The following is a 19,029-nucleotide window of genomic DNA, read 5'->3' as shown; positions in this document are numbered from 1 at the left end:
ATTAAGGCTATTTATCTACTATCATAGTTAATAAATGGGGAGGACGTATAATGGCTAATAAGGCCTCGTTAACAGGTACTGTTTTTTTATCAAAATTAATTACGCAATATGCTCATATACATGAAAAAACAGTTGGTAAAACAGCAGAAGAATATGTTTGTCAAATCGGGGTTCGAACAGGCGAATGGATTGAATCGTTTTATGGAGATAAAGACAGTGTTTGGACTGTTGAAGAATATGCTGAAGTCATTATTGATCTTAAAAACTCAATCGGCGGTCATTTTTACATTTCATCTGTTCATCCAGATCATGTTGTTGTTAAAGCAAAAGCGTGTCCATTTGGAGAAGTCGTACAAGATGCCCCACATTTATGCCGCATGACTTCAAGTGTATTCGGCGGCATTGCTTCTCGAAAGTTCGGATATGGAAAAGTAAGCTTACGAAAAAGAATTGCTTTAGGCGATTCAGGCTGTGAAGTAGCCATTTATTTTCAGCCTGACGAAAGAGAAGCAGGAGATATTTATGAAAATCTTCCCCGCACACCAGAAAATGGTGATCCTTTTAAATGGGAAGAAGAAACACTGCTTCGCTTAAATGAAGAATTAAAGAAAAGCGATGAGCTTGTGATGAAACTTTTGGATGAGTTAGAAGAGCTTCGCGAACAGATTAAGATTGAAACAGAGAAAAATAGCAGCCCTTCTTCAAGAACGCTATAACATTTATAATGACACATTAGCTTATATGAAAGAAGAACAAAAAGGAAATGTGTATATTATACAGCCAAGCCGCAAACTGCCGGTTAAATTAACTAAAATCGTTATAAAAAAGCGATAGTATAGAAAACTACCATCGCTTTTTTACTATTCAGAAGCAGCTGTTAAGTTTTGCAAAAATAGAGTTGCTGATAGATATCGTTTTGCCATCATTTGGAAATAAGCAGTATGAACGGATAATACAGAAATAACAATCGCATTTCGAATGGCTTCTCGCTGATCAGCATTAAGGCCTTGAAATGTCTCAACTAACTGATCTGCTTTACGTTTAATAACCGCTTCAATCGCTTGGAGTTTTCCTTCACTTAAAAGTTCTCTATCAAGATTGCTGTCAAATTGATTTAACTCCTCAAATAAGGAGGAATAAGAAGCATATAGGAGGACAGGATTAATTAAATCGTCATCTTGGTCTGACGGATCATTTACGATTAACCTTAAAAGTTTTCGAATCGATTCAAAGTCCAGTGCTGTTTTTAAGTCTTCCACCATAAATAGCAGTGCCGCTTGTTCAATTGAATATTTCTTCCCTTTTTGTGGAGATCCTACCATCTCTTTAATATCGCGCTTTACCCAGTTTTGCAGTGCAGTAATTGAAAAGTTCGTATTTTCAATTTGATTGCCAAGTGCCACAATTTCATTAAGTGAAAAACCAATATCACGTTCCTCCACTTTAATGATTTTTTCAAAAATAGATGCTAAAGCCGTTGTAATAAGAGCGCTTGTTGACTTTCCATTTTCAATCTCTTTTTTATGTTTTTTTCCCCATGACTCCTGCAAAATTGTAAGAGGCTTTTTAGAATTCCAGCCTTTAAGTGAAAGAAGGAGATCGGCCATTTCTTTTCTTGTTAATTGAAATGTTTCCAATATGTTACCTCCAATTATTTAAAAGTTCTTATGACCTTATATTATGTTTTGTTTATATTAAAGTCAAATAATCTATGTAACCTATAAATTTTACTCGATTTACACTAAACAAGTCTTCAAAAGTACTTGTTGAATTAATGTATGATGAGGAGTATGGATATTCTGCTGAAATAGAAGTGAATGGTCGTCAGCAAATATTAATTGAACTAAATCTTATTGAAGCCCTTCGTCAATGGCTTCATACTATTCATCAAATTGATCCTTTTTCAGTTGATCTACAGGTTGAACTGGATGAGGAAGAACAAAAAAGCAGGAGAACATTTAAACGTTCTCCTGCTTTTTTGTATGTTTCTCATTATACTTACAGAATTAAAATATCAGAAAACCTTGTTAAGTTTCCTTACATAGAAAGTCACTTAAAGGAGAGGTTGTGAAATAATAGCAAATGACGGTTTTTATTTACTAAATAGTTGTATCAAATAGGGGGATTAATATTGAAAGTCAAAAGTAACATATCAATTTTAGTATTATCAACTTTAGCCATGATCGTTTCATTTACTGCTTGGTCTATTATTTCACCTATCGCCGCAACCGTTCAGAACATTTACGGTTTAAGTGAAACTGAAAAAAGCTTTTTAGTCGTCATGCCTGTTATTTTAGGCTCTTTAATGCGTATACCAATGGGAATATTAGCTGATAAATATGGCGGTAAAAAGATTTATACATTTACAATGATTTTTCTTATTTTTCCGTTAGTAGGTGCAGGATTTTCTAATTCATATCTATCGTTATTATTTTGGGTCTTTTTAATCGGAATGGCAGGTACTACATTTGCAATTGCAGTCACTTATGTAACTCGTTGGTTTTTACCTGAGAAACAAGGGTTAGTTCTTGGAATTACAGGGATGGGTAATTTAGGAACTGCGGTTTCAAGTTTTTCAGTTCCTATTATTGCCGCTCAGTTTGGTCTTAGCTGGACTTTTTGGGGAACGGCAATCGTATTAATGATTATGGTAGTCATATTTTGGTTTGGAACCCATGAATCCGTACCAAAAAAAGAGGCAAAAGGTTTTAAGACTTCTCTTTCAGTGGTAAAGTTTAAAGAAACATGGGTATTATCTTTATTCTACTTTTTAACATTTGGAGGATTTGTTGCATTTAGCTTTTATTTACCTACATTGCTTCAGCAAAATTTCCAGCTCTCAGCAGTAAGTTCAGGATGGAAAGTTGCAGGATTTGTTATTATTGCAACAGTCGTCAGGCCTTTAGGAGGGTATGCGGCGGATCGTTTTGGTGCTGCAAACGTATTGAACATTTTATTTGTCGGGATTTCCTGTTGTGCGGGATTCATTAGTTTTACAAATCATGATTTTATTCTATTTAGTGGATCTTGTTTATTCATGGCCTTTTTATTAGGATTAGGAAATGGAGCCGTATTTAAACTCGTTCCAGAGGTTTCGGCTGCTAATACCGGAGCTGTGACTGGAATTGTAAGTGCGATTGGGGGTATTGGAGGATTTTTCCCACCTCTTGCATTGGGGATTATTAAAGATCTAACAGGAAGCTATAGTCTCGGGTTCATCTTATTATTATTATTTGCATTAGGGTGTTTAGTTGTAAATAAACTTTCATTTAAAAGTAATAAAAGCCGTTACATTAAATCATTAATTAGAACGAATAATAATTTTTCTAGATAAATGTGCAAAACAAAAAGAAATCGTCAATAGAACTGTTCTATTGACGATTTCTTTTTGTTTTGCATTATTATTTTAAAATCTCTCTTTCATCAAAGTCTTCTAATGACCAGCGGATATAGTCAGAAGTTTGCAGAGAAATTTCATCTGCAGCGATGGTTTGAACATCTCCATTTACAAACAATGCCCAATGAATATTTTCATTTGGAATGCTTTTATGACCTTCAATGGAAACGATTAAGCCATCTTCTAGTTCGATGTTAAATTCTCTTTTCATTACATCTAATAAGCTTTCGTTTTCGTTGAACTGTACTTCTTTCGCAACAATTAATTCATTTGTAAAAGAAACAATAGAAATCGTTGCGGTTTTATCTTCGCTGGCAGCAGTTTCATTTGCCAATACAGAGTATGAGCTCGCCTGGCTGACTAAAAATAAAACAAAAAATAATAAAAAGAATTTTGTTTTATGCATACATACAAATCCTCTCTAAATGGTTGTATGGTTATTATTTTTCAATTTGTTATTTATTATTAAAAGTTTACTCAAAATAAGAAAGCTTGGCAATTTGCCAAGCTTTCTATCTATAAAAGTTTAAATTTAAAACTCATGTGCATTTCGCCTTAACGTTCGATAAGCCATGTTTTGTACCTTCGTACTGCAAACGGTGCGAACCTCGTACTCCGGCGGCAATCATTTATCTACGAATGAATCGTCATTCGTCCTTCTCTCCGTTGAATTCCGTTGAGAAGGTTCCCCTACCATAGTTTGGGTTTCTCGCTCGTGGGGTTTACCTCGTTCCACTTCTCTCGTTTCCAAGAGAACTACGTCACTGTGGCACTTTCAAGGTATTCACACCATATCTAAAAGACGTAGGTGCTTTCCCTGCCGTTAGTTCAGCATTAGCCGAACTACCTCAGTTTATTTTTTCACTGAGCACGAACACTACGATCATCTCAGATCGTGCGAGCATGGACTTTCCTCTACATCGAAGCGATGCAGCGATTACCTGAACGTTACCTTTATATTACACAGAAAATAAATTCTGCGCAAATGTAATTAATGGTAATCATTCATTGACATAGGTAATATCAACATAAAATAGACAGCTTTTATTATATTCTTACAGCGATACTTTTATTTTAAATGCAGCATAATAAAACAAAACAAAGAGACATTATGGAGGCGATGCAATGAATAAAGCGGTGTTTTTAGATCGTGATGGTGTGATAAATGAGGTATTAAGCAAGCGGGTGAAGTTTGTCAATAAGCCAGAACAGTTTTTTCTGTTAGAAGGTGTTGGCGAAGCAGTAAAAAAACTTAATGAAGAAGGATATAAAGTGTTTGTTGTGACAAACCAGGGCGGCATTGGTTTAGGGTATATGAAAGAACAAGAGCTGCATCGGGTTCATGAAAAAATGATCAGTGATTTAGGGGAATTTGGTGCGTCTATTAATGATATTGCTTACTGTCATCATAAACCAAAAGCAGGATGCGCATGCCGCAAGCCTGAACCGAAAATGATTTTAGACTTAGCTAAAAAGTATGATATCGATTTAAGTAAAAGTTATATGATTGGTGATCGTGATCCTGATATTGAAGCAGGACAAGCGGCTGGTGTCCACTCTATATTAATTGGCAAGAGAGAGCCAAGAGCACAGTTTTCTAATTTGGCAGAGGCGGTAAATTGGATTTTACAAAAGGGAAGAATCGTGTAAAAGTGTGCAATCTGTGCATAATAACAAAAAAGATGAAAAGAGGACCTTATTATGAGAGATAACATTGTCAATACACCGCCTTTTCTAATGGGGTTAAGCACCGCTGAAGAAAATATAAAAAATACGCATGATAGCTATGATGTGTATGTCAACGAGGACTTCGTAGGGAAAAAAGTTCTCGTTACCCAAACAGAAAAAGTCGATGATATAATGGATTTTTTAAAACGGCAGGGCTTTACAAACTTGAACGCTCGTTTAGATGGGGATCACTTTGTTATTGAAACAAACGATGATCAGGGGAGCTTGAAAGAAACTTTATCAACATATTTAAAAATCCGCTAAGTAAAAGAGATAAGCTGAAAAATCAATATAAGGGGATGCAGATGAAAAGATGAATAGCATAATAGATGAGAAGATTCATTATTGGAGCACACTTCTGCACAGAGGACAATCGGATTTAGTTAGTGAATCCTTTCATGATGATATGAATGAGGATGATCGCTCTGACTTAGAGGGCCATCTTAAGCTAATTGAAACGTTTGTGAAGGATTTAAAGCATCTTCAGTCGCCTTAACGGGTATAGTGAAAATAAAGGAGGTAAGATGCTGTGATGAAGAAGAAAAAGAAATTAGAAGATGTTGTAAAAGAAGAAAATTTAACATGGGAAAATGATCGTTTAAGTGAAGAAGATCTCGATAAAATCAATGAAGCATTAAAGGAAATGAAACAAAAAAAAGAGAAATAACGGACCGTTATTTCTCTTTAAATGAACTAAAAATTAATCGTTTAAATAAGAGCAGCAGTAATCTGCAACCGTATGTACTTTTAGTTGGAATTTCTCATTCGCCGGTACATAAAAGACGCCGCTTCCATCAATTATTTTCCAATCTTCACCAGGTAATTTGTATTCTAAGTGACCTGCTAAAAATTCCATTTCTTCTTTTAAATCAGTAGAAAACTCATATTCACCAGGCATCATAATTCCTAATGTTTTACGAGATCCATCTTCTAGGATGACCGTTCTGCTTGTTACTTTACCGTCAAAGTAATGATTTGCTTTTTTAATAAGTGTCACGTTTTTTAATTGTTCCATTTTGTTCTTCCTCTCAGCTGTATATTTTTCTTCATTCTTTAATTTATCATGAAATTCTGATAAAAGAAATATTAAATATTTTCAAAAAAGTATTTGTTTTTGTTTTAAACAGTTATTATGATAAGAATATACGTTCGTAAAAAGAGTGCATAAAAAAATACTCCCTAATATCTCCTCATCGAACAACTTCACCTTTTTCATTAAGACCATTTTTCTTAGAGTCCTTTAACCCTAATAAAATTGGATAACAAATTGAAAGGAGTTTTATGATGGCTGCTATTACTGAGTTGTATCCTCGTGCTGTTGAGCATACAAAAAAGAAAATTTATGAAGACATTAATCATTATTTAGAAGATAAAGAAGAACTGCCTTCTTTTGAAGATTATTTAGCAGACCGAGGGCATTATACAGAACAATTATGGATAAATGTATGGCTTACAAAAGTAACGAATGCTGTTTCAAAACAAGAGAAAAAGCGCTATTTAAGTAAAAAGGGATATGAAGTGGATGGCATTGACAAAAAAATCATTAATAAAGTGTTTCGAAACGAAATGAGAACCTACCAGCCTTTTGATGTAACATCATGGCTTCATCAAAAAATTTCAGATCGTGAAGAAGAATGGCAAGTAAGATATCAAAATGCAAGAAGTCATTTCTTAAATCGGGAAAAAGAACAGAAAATCAAGGAAAACAGAACAAAAGTATTAACCGCTATAGAAAATGCTGTTGAAGAAATTATTGACGATCATGAAGAACTGTTTTATTTGTATGTAAGGCATTATGCAGCTCAGCAATTAGCAAATGATTTTAAAAGTAAACCTAAATATCGAAGAATTGATCCGGTTAAAATTGAAGAGATGTTAGTTGAAGAAGGCTCCTTTCATGCTTCTGATTATGATGAGGTATCTGAGTTTTTCAGCGAATTAACAGGAGCGGTTCATAAAGTAGATAGTCAGCATATCTATGCCTATGAAACGTATTATGAGGCTTATGAAAAGCTTATTGAAAATTACCTTTCTGAGCAGCTTCCAAAGTTAATTATAGAACATCTTCCTGAAGCATTTTTTCATGATTACGAAGAAACCTTTCATGAAAAATTAACGGATTTAAGCGTAGACGATCTCATTCTTTATAATCTTCAATCAGATTATTTTGAGAAAATAGAATTAGAAAACCTTTCTGATCTGCTTAACCTTTCCAACGTTCCTTTTGATGTTTCCGTTCATAAAGAAATATATGAAAAAGACTTTGCGGAAAAGATAAGAAAGAAAGAGGAAGAGCTTGCTGAATTAAAACGTAAACGAGAAGAAGAAGCGCGAATGATTGAAGATATTTTTGGCCGTGAATACAGCCCGTCTTTCGATCGTAATAAGCGTTATGTCCTTCATATCGGTGAAACGAATACAGGAAAAACGTATCATGCTTTAGAGCGAATGAAGGAAGCTCAGAGCGGTCTTTATCTTGCGCCGCTTCGCCTGTTGGCACTTGAAGTGTTTGATAAGTTAACGAGTGAAAACATTCACTGTGCGCTAAAAACGGGTGAAGAAGAGAAAAATATAGAAGGAGCGAGCCATTTTTCCTGTACAGTTGAAATGTTTCATGAAAAAGATTTTTATGATGTTATTGTAATTGATGAAGCACAGATGATAACAGATAAAGATCGCGGCTTTTCATGGTATAAAGCTATCACAAAAGCAAATGCTCATGAAGTACATATTATTGCTAGTACAAACGCGAAAAAGATGATCCTACAGCTTTTAGGAGATTCTCAAATTGAAATCAATGAATATAAGCGCGATATTCCGCTTGAAGTGGAATCAAAATTTTTCCAAATTAAGCATACGAAAAAAGCAGATGCGCTTGTTTGCTTTTCAAGAAGACGCGTTCTTGAAACCGCAGCCAAGCTTCAGAGCGATGGTCATGCAGTTAGCATGATTTATGGGAGTATGCCTCCAGAAACGCGAAAAAAGCAGATGCAGCAGTTTATGGACGGGAAAACAACTGTAATTGTCTCTACTGACGCGATTGGTATGGGATTAAACTTACCGATTCGCCGGATTGTCTTTTTAGAAACAGACAAGTTTGACGGTACGAGAAGACGCCGTTTAACATCTCAAGAAGTGAAACAAATTGCCGGACGTGCTGGTCGAAAAGGACTTTATAACGTTGGAAAAGTAGCTTTTACAAAGGATATAAGAGTAATGAAACGACTTCTCGAACAGCAGGACGAACTCGTTCAAACGTTTGCGATTGCTCCAACAAACTCTGTATTTGAACGCTTCCAAAGATATTATCGTGATCTTGGTACTTTTTTTGCATTGTGGGAAAAATTCGAAAGCCCGCCTGGAACAAAAAAAGCATCACTGTCAGAAGAACGAGAACTTTATAAAGTTATTCGCAACACGGAGATTGAGGCTCGCTTTTCAATGATGGATCTTTATGGTTTCCTACATCTGCCGTTTTCCAAAAAAGAACCTAGTCTCACAAAACAGTGGGAAGAAACGATGTGGGCGATTATAGAACGAAAAGAACTTCCTGAGCCGAAAATAAAGAAAGGAAATCTTGAAGAACTTGAACTCTCTTATAAGGCACTCGGCCTTCACCTTTTGTTTTTATACCGCTTAGAAAGACAAACAGAGGCAGCTTATTGGGAGCGTCTTCGCGACCAAATTAGTACGTCTGTTCATGAACAGTTAAAAACCGATATTAAAAACTATACGAAAAAATGCAAGCACTGCAGCAAAACACTTTCTTGGGATTATCCATATTCGATGTGTAATACCTGTCATTCGAAACGATATAAAAGGCAGTTTTATGATATCTATGAAGAAGATTGGTCTTTTTAAAAGAGTTCACAAAGTGTGAGCTCTTTTCTTATGTATCTTTTTACATAAAATTTAGGTGAAGGTTTAAAATAACCATGAATCATCAGGAAATCTAAAACACTTAAAAATTATCTTTGTAAAATATTATTATGGTATTACCCCGTATTTTTTTTCATTTTAATCCTAATTAACTATATTTATATAATAAACACAAAGGTGGTAAAGAAAATTAAAAGAAATACGATTTCACCCGTTATCTTCATTACAATTTTTCTATTCGCTTCTTTGTTTATGTATGTAAAGCCCCATGTTTTATATGCAGTTCCAAATAAACATTCATTAACCTATCAGTTAAACTCCCTCTTAACGCAGGAACCTGCGCTAGAAGGAGCATTAGCAGGCCTAAGCATTCGCTCTGCCGCTTCTGGGGAGATTCTTTATGAGCATTTAGGAAATGCCCGCTTAAAACCCGCTTCTAATTTAAAATTATTTACTGCCGCTGCTGCGCTGTCAATATTAGGTGAAGACTATTCGTTTAAAACAGAACTACTCACAGACGGTAAGGTAAGCTTTGGAATGATTCAAGGAAATCTTTATGTAAAAGGAAAAGGAGATCCTACTCTTTTAAAATCAGATCTTGATAACATGGTTAAAAAACTGAAAGAGAGCGGCATAAAAATCATTCGAGGAAACGTAATTGCAGACGATACCTGGTATGATGATGTACGCTATTCTAAGGACTTACCATGGAGTGACGAAACGACTTACTACGGTGCCCAAGTTTCTGCTTTAACGATTTCACCTAATGGAGACTATGACGCAGGGAGCGTCATAGTTGGGATAAGCCCAGGAGAGGATCTTAACAGTAAAGCAAATATATCATTAAAACCGGAGACAAATTATATAACTGTCATTAACGAAACAAAGACTGTCTCATCTGAGGAAAAAAAGAGGCTTGTGATTGAGCGCGGCCATGGCACAAATACAATAAAGATTACTGGAACTATTCCCATTAACTCAAAGAAAGTAAAGGAGTGGATTGCTGTATGGGATCCGACGGCATATGCGCTCCATTTGTTTCAACAATCCTTACAAGAACACGGCATTAAATTATTAGGTGACGCTACAAAAGGAAAGACTCCTGAAACTGCCGTACTTCTTCATACTCATGAATCAATACCATTATCAGAGCTTATTATCCCTTTTATGAAATTCAGCAACAACGGCCATGCTGAAACGTTAATAAAGGAAATGGGTAAAGTCATAAAAGGAGAAGGCAGCTGGGAACAAGGCCTAGAAGTCTTAGAAACTGAGTTAACAAAACTTGGTGTTAATACGAATACCCTTGTCCTAAGAGACGGCTCAGGAATCTCTCATGTAAACTTAGTTCCTGCAAATGAAATTTCAAAACTCTTATATACCATTCAAAAGAAAGAATGGTTTCCAACTTACTTAACCTCCTTACCGATCGCTGGTCATAGTAACAGAATCAAAGGAGGAACATTAAGACATCGAATGAAAGAAACTTCTGCACAAGAAAGAGTAAAAGCGAAAACAGGTACTTTATCTACAGTTAGCTCATTATCAGGTTATGTTAAAACGAAAAGTGGAGAAACACTTATTTTTTCAATCCTTTTAAACAATTTAGCAGTTGAGGAGAAAGGAAAAGAAATTGAAAATAAAATTGCAGAACTATTAGCTAATTTGTAACACTATCTCTCTTACTGGGTAAGCATATTTTAAGGCTAAAAATAATAGTTGTGATAAGATGTTTTTATAGTTAATTTAAAATGAGGTGTAACAATGAAAATAGAAGTATGGTCTGACTTTGTATGTCCGTTTTGTTATATCGGAAAACGCCGCTTAGAGGAAGCACTGGCGCAGTTTCCTCATCGCGATAGAGTAGATATTGTTTTTAAAAGCTTTGAATTAGATCCGAACGCAAGTAAAAATACAACTCTTTCCGTTCATGAACATTTAGCAAGTAAATACGGGACGACAGTTGAACAAGCAAAGAAAATGAGTGAAAATGTTGCTGAACAGGCAGCCTCTGTTGGCTTAGATTTCAAATTTGACACGATGATTCATACTAATACGTTTGACGCCCATCGACTTGCTAAATTCGCTGAAGAAAAAGGAAAAGACGCAGCGCTAACAGAGCGCTTATTAAAAGCCTACTTTACTGATTCTAAGCATATTGGCGATCATGAAACATTAAAAGAACTTGCGATTGAAGCTGAACTAGATGGCGAAGAAGCAGAAGGTATTTTAAAGGGTAGCGATTATGAAGAAGCGGTGCGTGCAGATGAAGCAGCAGCTCGTCAAATTGGTGTCCAAGGTGTTCCGTTCTTTGTATTAAACGGAAAGTATGCGATATCAGGCGCACAGCCAGCTGAAGTGTTTAAAAGCGCCTTACAGCAAGTATGGGAAGAAGAGAACAGAAAATCACCATTACAACCAATAGCTGAAGGGAATGCTGAAAACGCCTTTTGTACAGATGAAGGCTGTGAAGCATCAGATTCAACTAAAAAATAACAGCGAGATACATTTTCATATTTAAAAAAGCAGATCGTATACGGTCTGCTTTTTTAATTTGGTCATTACTGTTCATTAAAGTAATTATTGTCTTGTTTAAGTGTATTTTTCTAATAAAACATAAATTCATTAATAGAATAATAAAATCCGCATTATATTGATATTGTTCTTATATATTTAAAACAACGGGACTAATTGTTTACCTATTAATGAGTATAAAATGAATTGCTACTGTAAAGGAGTGAACGAAATTGCTTCATATCGTCGCCTGCATTAAACAAGTACCAGATACAAAAATCATCAAAATGAATCCAAAAACAAATACGATGGATCGATCAAGTGCACCAGCAATTTTAAATCCATATGATGCTCATGCTGTAGAAGAAGCGGTACGAATAAAGAAGAAGTATGGGGGAACGGTGTCCGTTTTAACGATGGGACCTCCACCAGCCGTTAAAGCCATTAAAAAGTGCATTGAAATTGGAGCGGACGAAGGGTATATGATTTCTGATCGCGCTTTTGCCGGTGCTGATACGTTAGCAACAAGTTACGCCCTTACTAAGGCGCTGAACAAAATCTCTAAAATCAATCCTGTTGATCTTGTTATTTGCGGAAAAATGACGATTGATGGTGATACAGGTCAGGTAGGACCAGGCATCGCGAGACGACTTGATATCCCTCCGCTTACCTCTGTAAAAAAAGTTGTTGAAATCAATAAAGAACAGGGATATATGATTGTACACCGTAAGATAGAAGATGGGTACGAGGTGATTCAGTCTACGTTACCTTGTTTACTTTCAGTTGAAAAGGATATTAATGAAATTCCATATTCTCCATTTCCGAATATGCTTAAAGCAGCGAGATATCAACCAACCATTTGGTCTGTTGATGATTTAGAAGATGTGGACCGAAAACAGCTTGGTTTAAAAGGATCACCGACAATTGTAGCAAAAGTATGGGCGCCACCAAAACCTGAAGGTGGAAAAATCCTAGAAGGAAGTTCAAAGGAACAAGTAGAACAATTACTTGTTTCTATACTTGAAAAGAAAGAACTGTTTGAGGAAGCGGGTGAATCTTAATGAGTTTTGAAGATTACAAGGGAGTTTGGGTATTTATTGAAGAGATAGAAGGGACGATTGCCCCTGTATCACTTGAATTGTTAGGTGCTGGACGAAAACTAGCTGATAAACGCGGAGTTGAACTTGCTGGTCTATTAATAGGTGACAATATGAAACACTTGGTAAATACAGTGTTTGAATATGGTGCTGATATTGCTTATGTTTATGATCAGCCCATTTTTAAACATTATCGTACGGAATCATTTATGAAGGCACTGCTTGAATGCAGCCAAAAATACAAACCAGAAATTATCTTATTTGGCGCTACATCAACAGGTAAAGATTTAGCGAGTGCCGTTGCAACTGATCTGCCTACAGGTTTAACCGCAGATACAACCGAATTGGATGTAGAAGAGGATACAGGATTATTGTTAGCCAGCCGACCGGCTTTTGGAGGAAATATAATGGCTACGATACTATGTAAAAAGTACCGCCCCCAAATGGCTACAGTACGTCCGAAAGTTATGAAAGCCCTTTCTAGACAAGTAGGAAGAACAGGTAAAGTGATAGAAGAAACGATTGAATTAAAAGAACAAGATATACGTACGAAAGTATTAGAAATTGTAAGGGAGACAAAAAAGAAAGTTCGTATTGATGAAGCGGATATTATTGTGGCTGGCGGCAAAGGATTAGGAAGTTCTAGCGGCTTTCAAATTATTCATCAATTAGCAGACACGTTAGGGGGAGCTGTAGGAGCGAGCCGGGACGTTGTGGAAGCTGGGTGGATTGAACATCATCATCAAGTCGGTCAAACTGGTGTAACAGTAACTCCAAAAATATATTTTGCTGTTGGTATTTCTGGTGCCATTCAACATTTAGTTGGCATGCGAAATTCTGATTTAATTATTGCAATTAATAAAGATCCTGATGCTCCTATTTTTCAGGCCTGTCATTATGGAATTGTTGGGGATGCGTTTGAAATCATTCCTGTATTAATTGAAGAATTTCAAAAAAATGTACGTGGAAAGGAAGACAATCATGTCCGAAAAGTTTGATTGTATTGTAGTAGGGGCAGGTCCTGCTGGCATTTCCTGTGCCTATGAACTAGCAAAAGGCGGGGCAAACGTATTGCTTCTCGAACGAGGAGAATATCCTGGATCAAAAAATGTAATGGGTGGGGTTCTATATCGAAAAATGATGGAAGACATTATTCCGGAATTTTATAAAGAAGCTCCTTTAGAGCGTCCAATTGTTGAACAAAGGTTTATGATGCTTGATAAGGAGTCTGCCCTAACATTCGGTTATAAAGGCTTAGAATGGGCGGAAGAGCCTTATAATAATTTTACTGTTTTACGCGCAAAGTTTGATCAGTGGTTTGCAGCAAAAGCAGTGGAGCAGGGTGCTTTATTAGTAAATGAAACCGTTGTCTTAGAATGTATTGTAGAGGATGGACGGGTTATTGGTGTTCGAACAGACCGCCCAAATGGTGAGATATATGCTGATGTCGTCGTTTTAGCCGATGGCGTTAACTCTCTTTTAGCTAAATCACTTGGTTTTCATAAAGAGTATAGACCAGATGAAGTAGCTCTTGCAACAATGGAAATTTTAAAACTGGATAAAAAGGTTATTGAAGACCGTTTTAACTTAGAAAAAAATCAAGGTTGTACAATTGAGCTTTTCGGAGACGCTACAAAAGGAATTCTAGGCACAGGATTTCTTTATACGAATAAAGATACGTTAAGTATTGGTGTAGGAACGTTACTTTCCGGATTAATAAAGCATAAAATAAAACCATATGAGCTGCTTGAATATGTTAAAGATCATCCAATGGTCCGGCCGTACATTCAAGGAAGTGAACCTCAAGAATATTTAGCTCATCTTATTCCTGAAGGCGGCTATAACTCAATGGGGAAGGTTGTTGGAGACGGTGTTATTGTCGTGGGAGATGCAGCACAGCTCGTAAATGCGATTCATCGCGAAGGATCAAATTTAGCAATGACTTCGGGAAGATTAGCAGCGGAAACCGTTCTTTTAGCTAAAGAAGCAAATGATTTCTCGGAAAAGATGTTAGATCATTACCGCATTCAATTAATGGACAGTTTTGTCGGTCAGGATATGAAAAAATATAAAGATACAACACATCACTTCGATAAATTCCCTCAATACTTTGATCAATATATCCCTATGATGAATCGTGCAGCAAGCCAAATGTTTACAGTAGATGGTACACCTAAAAGAGAGAAGCAAAAGAAAATATGGAAGGATATTGGTTCAGCTAAAGAGAAAGTAAAATTTGCTCGGGATGCATTTCGAGCCTGGAAGGTGATGAAATAATGAGTGAACAAAACAAAGGCCAGTCCATAGAAGAAAAACAATATCTTGTCCGTTTTAATGCTGATACGAAATCCCATCTTCATGTTATGGACCCTGAAATTTGCTTAACAAAATGTCCTGATAAAATTTGTACGATCTTCTGTCCAGCTGAAATTTATAAATGGGAAGATATTCGAATGCATGTCGGTTATGAAGGCTGCCATGAATGCGGAAGCTGTCGGATTGGTTGTCCTTATCAAAATATTCAATGGGAATATCCAAAAGGCGGTCATGGAATCGTTTTTAGGTTAGGATGATATTTGAAATATGAGGGCTAACCTACTGGATAGTCCTTATATTTAACTTATTTTTTTACATTCAAACTTGTTTCTAATATGTATATCTTTTTATTTATTTGTACATTTCTTCACATAGACGCTAAAAAAGAGAAATAAAAAGTAGTTTTTTAGTTATGTTTATCTATTTATTAATTCGCTACAGTAAAAAGCTGATCTTGGAGCGCTAATTGTTCAATTTCTTTTGTATATTTAATCGCTTCAGTTATGGAAAGAAAAAAAGCTGAAATATAGTATGGAAATTTATAATTAAAGCCTCCGTCGATATTAGCAGGAAATACGACAACGCTCCATTGAAAAGCTTTTGTTTTGGGGTTTATTTCACTGCCTTCTACTGCAATTAGCCAATGAGTAAAAGGGGGAAGTGTTTCTGCGTTTAGTGTTTTATTTAGCACTGATAAACGATCATTTTCACCGATGAGAATAAGCGGTTTTTGGTAAAACTCACTAAAGTTAGGAGCATTCCTCATAAGCATTTCTCCTTTTTATTAAAATTGGAGAACGATGAATGATTGATAAAAAGCTTTTTAAATTAAACATGAATATGTTCTGCTTATTTTAAAAGGTATCATATTATATGTATAAAAACTGAAAAAAATAATTGAAATAACCTAAAACATATAAATTAAGCTTGAAGGTTGTTAGAAAGTTTGATAGAATATAAAAAAATCAAAAGGCTATGTGTAACTGGCGAAACGCGGATAACCGCGAGGGAGCACATAGTGTCGCAGCCGTTCGCCTGGGCAGAGGTAAGGGATACTTATCCCTTGCCTCTTTCTGTTTATAAATATAAAATCTTATAAACTAATATAACTAAAAAGAGGAGAAGATAATATGAGCACAACCGTTTTAAACAAAGTAAAAACAATCAAAACCTTAAATAATATTGCGGAAAGCGGACTAAATGTCTTTAATAACGATCAATATACGATTGACAATAATAGTGAAAGTCCTGATGCGGTTCTTCTCCGCAGCTTTAATATGCACACAATGGAATTAGACGCTAATTTAAAAGCAATCGCACGTGCTGGAGCGGGTGTGAATAATATTCCAGTTGACAAATGTACAGAACAAGGAATCGTTGTTTTTAACACTCCAGGAGCTAATGCTAACGCTGTAAAAGAAATTGTTTTAACTTCATTAATGGCTGCATCTCGTAACCTGTTTTCTGGTGTGGCTTGGACAAACACACTCGACGGTGAAGGTGAACAAATTCCAAAGCTTGTAGAAGCAGGAAAGAAACAATTTGTCGGAAAAGAAATTAAAGGAAAAACGCTAGGTGTTATTGGTCTAGGTGCAATCGGTGCGCTTGTAGCAAATGATGCACTCGATTTAGACATGGATGTTATTGGATTTGACCCATTTATCTCTGTTGATACAGCTTGGAACTTATCTCGTAAAGTACAGCGCGCTATGACGATTGAAGAGCTGTTTGCTAACTCTGATTATATTACAGTACACGTTCCGTTAACAGAGGACACAAGAGGCATGTTTAATCAAGAAACATTCAGCATCATGAAAGATGACGTTTATATTTTAAACTTCTCACGTGGTGAACTAGTGAACGAAAACGATATGGAAACGTCACTTGAAACTGGAAAAGTTGGCAAATATATTACAGACTTCCCGAACGAAAAAGTGTTAAAAATGAAAAATACTGTTCCAATCCCGCACCTTGGTGCCTCTACGAAAGAATCAGAGGAAAACTGTGCGATTATGGCGGCTCGTCAAGTGAAGGATTTTCTTGAAACAGGAAACATTAAAAATTCAGTGAATTTTCCAAACGCTTCTCTTCCTTATACAGGAAATCGTCGTATGACTGTGTTCCATAAAAACGTTCCGAACATGGTTGGACAGATCACACAGGCAATTTCGAACTATAACTTAAACATTGCTGACATGGTGAATAGAAGCCGTGGGGAATATGCGTATACGATGATTGATATTGACAATGAAGTGAACGAGACAATTATTCCGGAATTAGAGACTAAACTTAAACAAATTGAAGCTATCGTTACAGCTCGTATTATTTAAATATATGCTAATAATAAGTTTTTACATGAAGGCTGCCGTTTTATTTAAACGGCAGCCTTTTTAGTTAGGATGTACCTAAATAAAAATACATATACCGAGCAAATGATATAAATACTATGGTTTAGAGTGTGGGTTATGTTGTTAAAGAAACACAACAATAACAAGACAAACCACTTTCTCTACTTTATAGAATGAAAATGAATAGGAGGGGCCAGACTATATGCCTAATGTAGAGGTATCTTGTTCAATTAGCAATTGTGCATATAATGTAGATGCTCGCCTTTGCGGAGCCGAGAAAATCATGATAGACATGGACCAGCATGCTAACTTTCACACCGAATTTTCCGGTGAATTAGGAAGAGAACATGTGGATGAAGCGAGAAAATCTGAAGAAACTTGCTGTAAAACATTTAAGCCTAAAAAGTGAAGAAAATTTATTAACTTTACAATAAAAAAATTAAATGGTTATCCTAATTGAACTGCAGCCTGAATAATGGACTCTTCTCATGTGTCCATTATTCAGGCTTTATTATATTTATAATCTACAATAATTTTATTATGTAAACTTAATTTTAATTGATGTTAAAAAGTTGAAATTAGGAACATTAGTTCTTATAATTATTATTAAGAGATGGTTTCTTAAAATTATGAATGAAAGGATGAGGATAATGGCTAGTAAACGAAAGAGTAAGTGTCTTCTAGAGAAGAAGGAAATGATAAAGTACTATCAAGAAGGATATGGCACAACTGAAATTGCTTCACTTGCTAATGTTTCTTCTAGATATGTTCGTCAAGTCTTAACACAAGCAGGTATTGAAAAGAGGCCACCAGGACATTGGAAACGAAAATATACGTTATACGTTAAATGAAGATTATTTTAAAACCTGGTCTAACAACATGGCGTATATTTTAGGCTTTTTTACAGCTGCTGGTGTGATTGTAAAAGAACTACAAACCGTTAGCTTTTCACAAAAAGAGAAAACGATTTTAGAAGAAATAAAAAAAGAATTAGGTTCTAACCAACCGCTTTATGTAAACAAGAATACGGGTGTATATATGTTGAATCTCCACAGCAAAATTATGAAAGAGGACTTGATGGAGATCCATGGCTTTACGCCAAACAAGTCACATAGTGTTGTATTTCCAAAGGTTCCGGAACGATATTTACATCATTTTGTAAGAGGTTATTTTGATGGTGATGGGAGTATATATGCACGTGGCTTTATGGTTTGTTTTGTAGGGGGCTCATATCGCTTTATGTTAGCATTTGCTTTATGTTAGCATTTAAAGAAATCCTTGAATCAAGAGAATTTAACCCGCTTCTTGTTAGTGAAAAGAATCATTATCGTATTTATATTAGTAGTAGACGTACAATAAAGCGTTTTTCTGATTGGATTTATAATAATAAATGTTTATATTTAAGGCGTAAGTTTGAAATTTTAGCAAAAGAAAAACTAGATGCTGAATTATTACAAGATAAAAATTCAAAGACGCCAACCCGACAAAGAATATTTTTAAATGAATTTAAAATTTACGGTTGTGTAAAGACATCATGTAATCACGTTGGAATAAGTTTAGAGACATATGAAAAATGGTTAAAAATGGATTTAAAGTTCAATGAAAGTATTAAAAAAATAAAAGATCAATAAAAAAGAAGAGAAGAATAAAGTAAACTTTATATTTTTATTTTTTTGATATTTAACTTACTTTTTTAAGTAGACATAATATATATTCTCGGAATCAACAAAATTAAAAGTTTATTCTGTCT

23 protein-coding genes, 1 other RNA gene, 1 pseudogene and 1 riboswitch are annotated in these 19,029 nt (G+C 35.4%); of the genes and pseudogenes, 20 read left to right on the top strand and 5 right to left on the bottom strand.

Going from position 1 to position 19,029, the window contains the following annotated elements:
- The first annotated feature begins 50 nt into the window (after positions 1-50).
- Complete coding sequence (locus DS031_RS12490; protein WP_113806402.1) at positions 51-716, top strand: methanogen output domain 1-containing protein; 666 nt, start codon at positions 51-53, stop codon at positions 714-716.
- A 25-nt stretch (positions 717-741) separates the two neighbouring features.
- Positions 742-834 carry a hypothetical protein gene (locus DS031_RS24570; protein WP_342767246.1) on the top strand — a complete coding sequence of 31 codons (93 nt, stop codon included), beginning with the start codon at positions 742-744 and terminating at the stop codon, positions 832-834.
- A 26-nt stretch (positions 835-860) separates the two neighbouring features.
- Here the strand turns inward: DS031_RS24570 and DS031_RS12485 are convergent, their stop codons facing one another.
- Complete coding sequence (locus DS031_RS12485) at positions 861-1,637, bottom strand: DUF1836 domain-containing protein (RefSeq protein WP_113806401.1); 777 nt, start codon at positions 1,635-1,637, stop codon at positions 861-863.
- A gap of 83 nt (positions 1,638-1,720) precedes the next feature.
- Here DS031_RS12485 and DS031_RS24175 point away from each other — a divergent pair.
- Positions 1,721-1,939, top strand: a pseudogene (locus tag DS031_RS24175) (DUF2653 family protein); the annotation flags it as partial.
- Positions 1,940-2,179: 240 nt separating this feature from the next.
- On the top strand, positions 2,180-3,334 hold the full coding sequence (locus DS031_RS12475; protein ID WP_113806478.1) for an MFS transporter: 1,155 nt from the start codon (positions 2,180-2,182) through the stop codon (positions 3,332-3,334).
- A 67-nt stretch (positions 3,335-3,401) separates the two neighbouring features.
- On the opposite strand, the gene DS031_RS12470 is transcribed toward DS031_RS12475, so the two are convergent.
- Positions 3,402-3,803 carry a DUF4430 domain-containing protein gene (locus DS031_RS12470; RefSeq protein WP_113806399.1) on the bottom strand — a complete coding sequence of 134 codons (402 nt, stop codon included), beginning with the start codon at positions 3,801-3,803 and terminating at the stop codon, positions 3,402-3,404.
- A gap of 155 nt (positions 3,804-3,958) precedes the next feature.
- An RNA gene (rnpB, locus tag DS031_RS12465) (RNase P RNA component class B) lies at positions 3,959-4,346 on the bottom strand.
- A 176-nt stretch (positions 4,347-4,522) separates the two neighbouring features.
- Between rnpB and DS031_RS12460 the strand changes: the two genes are divergently transcribed.
- The 4 genes from DS031_RS12460 to DS031_RS23685 are packed head-to-tail and all read left to right on the top strand — an operon-like array spanning position 4,523 to position 5,792.
- Positions 4,523-5,047, top strand: a complete 525-nt coding sequence (locus tag DS031_RS12460; protein WP_113806398.1) for a D-glycero-alpha-D-manno-heptose-1,7-bisphosphate 7-phosphatase — start codon at positions 4,523-4,525, stop codon at positions 5,045-5,047.
- A gap of 51 nt (positions 5,048-5,098) precedes the next feature.
- Positions 5,099-5,389: a hypothetical protein gene (locus DS031_RS12455; RefSeq protein ID WP_113806397.1), complete on the top strand. Its 291-nt coding sequence runs from the start codon at positions 5,099-5,101 to the stop codon at positions 5,387-5,389.
- Between the two features lie 49 nt (positions 5,390-5,438).
- Positions 5,439-5,621, top strand: coding sequence for a hypothetical protein (locus tag DS031_RS12450; RefSeq protein WP_113806396.1), 183 nt, complete (start codon positions 5,439-5,441; stop codon positions 5,619-5,621).
- A 33-nt stretch (positions 5,622-5,654) separates the two neighbouring features.
- Positions 5,655-5,792, top strand: coding sequence for a hypothetical protein (locus DS031_RS23685; protein WP_181833138.1), 138 nt, complete (start codon positions 5,655-5,657; stop codon positions 5,790-5,792).
- Positions 5,793-5,825: 33 nt separating this feature from the next.
- Here the strand turns inward: DS031_RS23685 and ppnP are convergent, their stop codons facing one another.
- Complete coding sequence (ppnP, locus tag DS031_RS12445) at positions 5,826-6,140, bottom strand: pyrimidine/purine nucleoside phosphorylase (protein WP_113806395.1); 315 nt, start codon at positions 6,138-6,140, stop codon at positions 5,826-5,828.
- Between the two features lie 269 nt (positions 6,141-6,409).
- Here ppnP and DS031_RS12440 point away from each other — a divergent pair, with 269 nt between their 5' ends.
- The 7 genes from DS031_RS12440 to DS031_RS12410 all read left to right on the top strand — a co-directional run bounded on the left by DS031_RS12440 (position 6,410) and on the right by DS031_RS12410 (position 15,188).
- The gene (locus DS031_RS12440; RefSeq protein WP_113806394.1) at positions 6,410-8,986 is read left to right on the top strand and encodes a helicase-related protein; all 2,577 of its coding nucleotides are present in this window, start codon (positions 6,410-6,412) and stop codon (positions 8,984-8,986) included.
- A 207-nt stretch (positions 8,987-9,193) separates the two neighbouring features.
- A complete protein-coding gene (gene dacB / locus DS031_RS12435) occupies positions 9,194-10,675 on the top strand; it encodes a D-alanyl-D-alanine carboxypeptidase/D-alanyl-D-alanine endopeptidase (protein WP_425451965.1) in 1,482 nt (493 codons plus the stop codon).
- A 93-nt stretch (positions 10,676-10,768) separates the two neighbouring features.
- A complete protein-coding gene (locus DS031_RS12430; RefSeq protein WP_113806392.1) occupies positions 10,769-11,500 on the top strand; it encodes a DsbA family oxidoreductase in 732 nt (243 codons plus the stop codon).
- A gap of 251 nt (positions 11,501-11,751) precedes the next feature.
- Positions 11,752-12,579, top strand: a complete 828-nt coding sequence (locus tag DS031_RS12425) for an electron transfer flavoprotein subunit beta/FixA family protein (protein ID WP_113806391.1) — start codon at positions 11,752-11,754, stop codon at positions 12,577-12,579.
- Entirely contained in the window at positions 12,579-13,613 is a 1,035-nt protein-coding gene (locus tag DS031_RS12420; RefSeq protein WP_113806390.1) for an electron transfer flavoprotein subunit alpha/FixB family protein, read from the top strand. The genes DS031_RS12425 and DS031_RS12420 overlap by 1 nt, the downstream gene beginning before the upstream one ends.
- A complete protein-coding gene (locus tag DS031_RS12415) occupies positions 13,597-14,892 on the top strand; it encodes an FAD-dependent oxidoreductase (RefSeq protein ID WP_113806389.1) in 1,296 nt (431 codons plus the stop codon). The genes DS031_RS12420 and DS031_RS12415 overlap by 17 nt, the downstream gene beginning before the upstream one ends.
- On the top strand, positions 14,892-15,188 hold the full coding sequence (locus DS031_RS12410; RefSeq protein ID WP_113806388.1) for a ferredoxin family protein: 297 nt from the start codon (positions 14,892-14,894) through the stop codon (positions 15,186-15,188). The genes DS031_RS12415 and DS031_RS12410 overlap by 1 nt, the downstream gene beginning before the upstream one ends.
- Before the next feature lie 170 nt (positions 15,189-15,358).
- On the opposite strand, the gene DS031_RS12405 is transcribed toward DS031_RS12410, so the two are convergent.
- Positions 15,359-15,697 (bottom strand): hypothetical protein, encoded by a 339-nt coding sequence (locus DS031_RS12405; protein WP_113806387.1) that lies wholly within the window; start codon positions 15,695-15,697, stop codon positions 15,359-15,361.
- A gap of 203 nt (positions 15,698-15,900) precedes the next feature.
- Positions 15,901-15,979, top strand: a riboswitch (ZMP/ZTP riboswitch).
- 82 nt (positions 15,980-16,061) lie between these two features.
- Here DS031_RS12405 and DS031_RS12400 point away from each other — a divergent pair.
- The 5 genes from DS031_RS12400 (at position 16,062) to DS031_RS24160 (ending at position 18,910) form a co-directional block, all read left to right on the top strand.
- Positions 16,062-17,261, top strand: coding sequence for a phosphoglycerate dehydrogenase (locus DS031_RS12400; protein WP_113806386.1), 1,200 nt, complete (start codon positions 16,062-16,064; stop codon positions 17,259-17,261).
- Positions 17,262-17,481: 220 nt separating this feature from the next.
- A complete protein-coding gene (locus DS031_RS12395) occupies positions 17,482-17,688 on the top strand; it encodes a DUF1540 domain-containing protein (protein WP_113806385.1) in 207 nt (68 codons plus the stop codon).
- A 241-nt stretch (positions 17,689-17,929) separates the two neighbouring features.
- Positions 17,930-18,130, top strand: a complete 201-nt coding sequence (locus tag DS031_RS24170) for an endonuclease (RefSeq protein ID WP_245947395.1) — start codon at positions 17,930-17,932, stop codon at positions 18,128-18,130.
- A 28-nt stretch (positions 18,131-18,158) separates the two neighbouring features.
- Entirely contained in the window at positions 18,159-18,542 is a 384-nt protein-coding gene (locus DS031_RS24165; protein ID WP_245947394.1) for an LAGLIDADG family homing endonuclease, read from the top strand.
- A complete protein-coding gene (locus DS031_RS24160; RefSeq protein WP_245947388.1) occupies positions 18,536-18,910 on the top strand; it encodes a hypothetical protein in 375 nt (124 codons plus the stop codon). Before DS031_RS24165 ends, DS031_RS24160 begins: the two co-directional genes overlap by 7 nt.
- The last annotated feature ends 119 nt before the right edge of the window (positions 18,911-19,029 follow it).

The organism is Bacillus taeanensis, from assembly GCF_003318295.1.
GTDB lineage: Bacteria > Bacillota > Bacilli > Bacillales > UBA6769 > Maribacillus > Maribacillus taeanensis.
This window is presented reverse-complemented; position numbering and strand designations above follow the sequence as displayed.